Origin of the sequence: Pontibacterium sp., from assembly GCF_041587635.1 — a bacterium.
GTDB lineage: Bacteria > Pseudomonadota > Gammaproteobacteria > Pseudomonadales > Balneatricaceae > Pontibacterium.
Window position 1 is genome coordinate 1 of record NZ_JBFGYC010000363.1, and the last position, 4215, is coordinate 4215.

Genomic DNA, 4215 nt, shown 5'->3' on the forward strand with positions numbered 1-4215 from the left:
AGCTTTTAAGCTGCCAGTAGTCTGATCACCTTCGATGACGAAGACTACCCAACGATGTACAGGCTTTCTGGTTCCCACGGTCCTCCGTGGTAACCCATACAGCGGGTTCAGAATAGCGATAAGTTAAAAGGTTCAGTGATATATAGAACGGTCTGCATTCCCACGCGGGAGCGAGGGAACGAGATAAAGCCGATTCACCCTCGACATTGTAGGGCAGCTTTCAAGCTGCCGGTAGCCTGATCACCTTCGATGACGAAGACTACCCAACGATGTACAGGGTGGATGAGGCATGATTTTTCTGGAGAGAGATAGAAGTGACAAAGCAAGGCATTATGGTATGTGGTCACGGCAGCCGTGACAAAGACGCAGAACGTGAATTTGGACGTGTGGCGGAAGGTTTAAAGAAACGCTTCCCGGATATCCCGGTGGAGTACGGCTTTCTGGAGTTTTCCGCGCCGAATATTCATATGGGATTGAATTCACTGGTCGCACAGGGGGTTGAACAGATCTACGCGGTACCGGGTATGCTGTTTGCGGCAACCCACGCCAAGAACGATATTCCGTCGGTACTGACCACCTTTCAGGACAAAACCGAAGGTGTTGAAGTCGCTTACGGCAGCGAACTCGGTTTGCATGATGCAATGATCGAAGCGTTCCAGGCGCGTATCTACGAATCGCTGGGTCTTGATCCTGAGAACCCACCCGAAAGCTTGTATGACACGCTGCTGGTGGTTGTAGGACGCGGAACGTCTGATACACATGCCAATGCCGAAGCCGCAAAACTGACACGCATCGTGAATGAAAATATGGGCTTTGGCTGGGCGGATACGGTCTACTCTGGTGTGACCTATCCGTCCGTCGGTGTCGGTCTGGAAAAGCTACTGAAACTGGGTTACAAACGAGTTGTGATTGCACCGTACTTCCTGTTTACCGGTCGATTGATCAAACGTATCTACGGGTATGTGGATCAGGTTTCTGCAGAAAATCCTGATGTGGAATTTATCAAAGCCCCTTATCTGAATGATCACGAAAAAGTGATCGATGCATTTGAGATCCGCGTGCGCGAAATTATGGATGGTCAGCAAACAGAAGAGACGCTGATGACCTCTTTTCAGCGACGTTTAGCGGCAGGAGAGGTGGATATTCACCATCACCATGCGGAGTATACGGAAGAGGGTGATGGGCAGGGTGACGATGGGCATCATCATGAGCACAGCCACAGCCACAGCCACAGCCACAGCCACAGCCACAGCCAGAGCCAGAGCCAGAGCCACTCGCATAGCCATGATCACAGCCATGGGCACTCTCACGGTGTATATCGTCATATTGCGCACCCACTGGGACCGCGTACGATGATTGGCGATAACATCTGCTGCTGCTTCATGAGCCAGTTTCCGCAGTCGGTACTCGATGAAGAAGCTGATCGGATTAAGCCGGATTGTGCGGAAAATGCCATAGCTCATAAATAAGGCATGACGAGCGCCAGCGCCTGAAGAATATCTCGTTCCCGCGCTCTGCGTGGGAATGCATACATCTGCCAGCATCACCGCATAGCCCAATATGCGTGCCAACCAGAACGCAACGTATGGGTTCCCACGGAGGACCATGGGAACCAGAAGCAAGTAAGGCAATTCACCTCGTTCCCACGCTCTGCGTGGGAATGCATACATAAGCTAGCGTCACCGCATAGCCCAATATGCGTGCCAACCAGAATGCAACGTATGGGTTCCCACGGGGGACCATGGGAACCAGAAAATCTCGTTGCCACGCTCCGGCATAGGACCGAATAGGGGGATAGTGACACTGCGTAGTCAGATGTAGGGTAGGCTTCAGCCTACCGGCAGCTTGAAAGCTGCCCTACATCGCGAAGGGTGGATCGACATTATCTGGTTCCCACAGAAACCATGGGAACCAGAAATATGTCGGGCTACCTAAAGCCCGCTACTCAGTTCTCCAGCGCTTCCGGCTTACCGTGCAACCAACCCTGTGTGCCATCGATCTGCAGCTGATTCAGTTCGTTCAACTGAGTCTCACGCTCGATATGCTCTGCATAGGCTTTGATACTCAAACTGTGCGCGATACTGATCAAGCTACTTACGAAGAAGCGGTCTTCCGCCTGCTGGTCGATCTTACGGATCAGGGAACCGTCTATCTTGATGTAATCCGGCTGCAGGTTATAGAGGTAAGCAAAGCCTGCCGGGTGGATACCAAAGTTATCAACACCAAACTCCATCGCATTCTCTTTCAGCAGTTCTCGGAAGACACGTACGTCGTCAAGGTTGTTCAAAATCGCACTTTCACTGATCTCTACATGCAGATGCTGCTTGTAGTCGTGGTCACTGACAAGGGTTTTAAACCAGCCGATAAAGTCCTGGTCGCGCACCGCCTCTGCACTCAGGTTAATTGCCAGCTTGCCGCACTTAGGGTTCTGGCTGGCATGTTCCAGCGCGCGCTGAATAACGGCGCGATCCAGCATTACCATCAGCCCCAGTTCCTTAATCACGCTGAGGAACTCACCGGCGGTACACGGTGTGCCGTGCTGGTCCAGGATTCGGGCCAGCAGTTCTTGCTGTTCAGGAACGGTGCTGCCATGACTTGCGCCAGTCCCCATCAATGGCAACGTCTGCAGAAATATCTGCGCCTGACTCACAGAATCAGCCACATGCTGGTGCCATGCGTTGCTGTCTTGCAGTGCTTTAGCGTCAGAGCCATAAATTGCGTAATTCTGGTCGTCTTCTTCCGCTTCACTTAGTGCCAGACGGGCTTCAGTAAGTAGCTGATTTGATCCGGTCATATCATTGGAATGACTCACACCAATATGCACCGGCCAGTGTTTTTCAATCACAACTGAGCCGCTTAATGCTTCAAAGTTTGCTTGGATATCCGAGCACAACTGAGACACTGTACGTTTCAGGTTGTCGTCATCCAGACGGTGAACCAACAGGATAAAGTCGGCACCCGTTAAACGGCCAAGGATACTTTGTTCGGAGTCTTGGGAGAGCCTTTCTAGCTTGCTGCCGACAACCTTAATAAAGTTGCTGGCTTTCTCCATACCCAGGTCTTTGTTCAGGTTTGCCAGATCGGTAATGCGCAGGTAAAGCAGGGTGCCGTTACCAAAGTCCTGACGGTAGTCCAGTCGCTCAGCCAGCTGTGCTTCCGCAGCGCGCTGATTGGGTAAGCCGGTCAAACTGTCTTGATAGGCGGTGCGACGCAGTTCCTCGATATGTCGGCTCTGCTCGTCAAACATCAACCGTACCTGTTTCACCATCTGATTCATGGCGTTAACCACACGTTTTAACTCGCGGGTACCGGGAATACGGGATTGTTCGATAAAACGCTTTTCACTCAGGGCTTCAGCCTGTTCTTCAACACCTTTCAGTGGACGCAGGATATAGAGCAGCAATCCGCTGATCGCGATGGCGCTGACAGCCGCCAGAATGCCAAACCAGATAAGGGTGTTCTGAATACCCTGCCAGAGCTTGCTATAAGCATAACCGGCACGGCTTTGCACGTGGACACTACCAATCTTACTCCACTGATGGCTGACATCACGGGTCATCTGTGGTGGGGTGATCTCGATCAGATCAACAAACCACGCCGGTACATTTTCATCAATACGCGGGGGTGTGGTTTTGGAGAACAGAATCTTGCCGCTGCCATCACTGATATCAATGCGCTGATAAAAGCCACTATCAAAGATCGCATTCACAGAGGTTTCGATCCCGGCGACATCTTTTGCCGCGATTGAAGGCGCTAGGTACAACCCTAAGTGAGTCGCTGCATCCTGACCGTGTGATTCCAGCTGATTCAACAGCATCGTTTTGGAACTGTTGGACATCAAATAGGCGGAACCTAGCAACAGCAGTATCAAAACGGCAAAGGTCGCGGCACCAAGTTGTTTAACAAGACTCATTAATCTGCTCTCCCAGCTACTTAATCGAGTTCACTGTTTGGTTTTCAAGCCGCGAACGTAGCTTGACCCAGTGTTCTAATCGGTCTGATGTGCCCACAATTTCTGCCCGGCGTCCTTTTTTGGACAGCCAGAGGTTGTCACCGTTAAAGCTATATACGTGAATCAGGTCGGGACGTTGATTGGCAGGTTTGATTTGTGGAATCAGGTTGTCGAGAATCACCGGCATCGAATCCGGTGTTTCGTAATAGGTGAGCACCATATGGGCCTGGTTATATTCAATCGCTTTAACGTAGGCGATGCTC

Annotated in this window: 2 protein-coding genes and 1 pseudogene; 1 reads left to right on the top strand and 2 read right to left on the bottom strand. The window is 51.4% G+C overall.

Annotated features, from left to right (window positions below; translation table 11 throughout):
* The first annotated feature begins 332 nt into the window (after window positions 1-332).
* Window positions 333-1469: a sirohydrochlorin chelatase gene (locus tag ABYW01_RS15505; protein ID WP_372834355.1), complete on the top strand. Its 1137-nt coding sequence runs from the start codon at window positions 333-335 to the stop codon at window positions 1467-1469.
* 476 nt (window positions 1470-1945) lie between these two features.
* Here ABYW01_RS15505 and ABYW01_RS15510 read toward each other — a convergent pair whose 3' ends face one another.
* Together ABYW01_RS15510 and ABYW01_RS15515 are read right to left on the bottom strand one after the other, a co-directional pair.
* Window positions 1946-3913: an EAL domain-containing protein gene (locus ABYW01_RS15510; RefSeq protein ID WP_372834354.1), complete on the bottom strand. Its 1968-nt coding sequence runs from the start codon at window positions 3911-3913 to the stop codon at window positions 1946-1948.
* Window positions 3914-3929: 16 nt separating this feature from the next.
* Window positions 3930-4215: pseudogene (locus tag ABYW01_RS15515) on the bottom strand (sulfate adenylyltransferase); the annotation flags it as partial.

Excerpts from the sequence above, each read along its gene's own strand:
- ABYW01_RS15505 (WP_372834355.1), top strand. The coding sequence starts at position 333 with ATGGTATGTGGTCACGGCAGCCGTGACAAAGACGCAGAACGTGAATTT.
- ABYW01_RS15510 (WP_372834354.1), bottom strand. The coding sequence starts at position 3,913 with ATGAGTCTTGTTAAACAACTTGGTGCCGCGACCTTTGCCGTTTTGATA.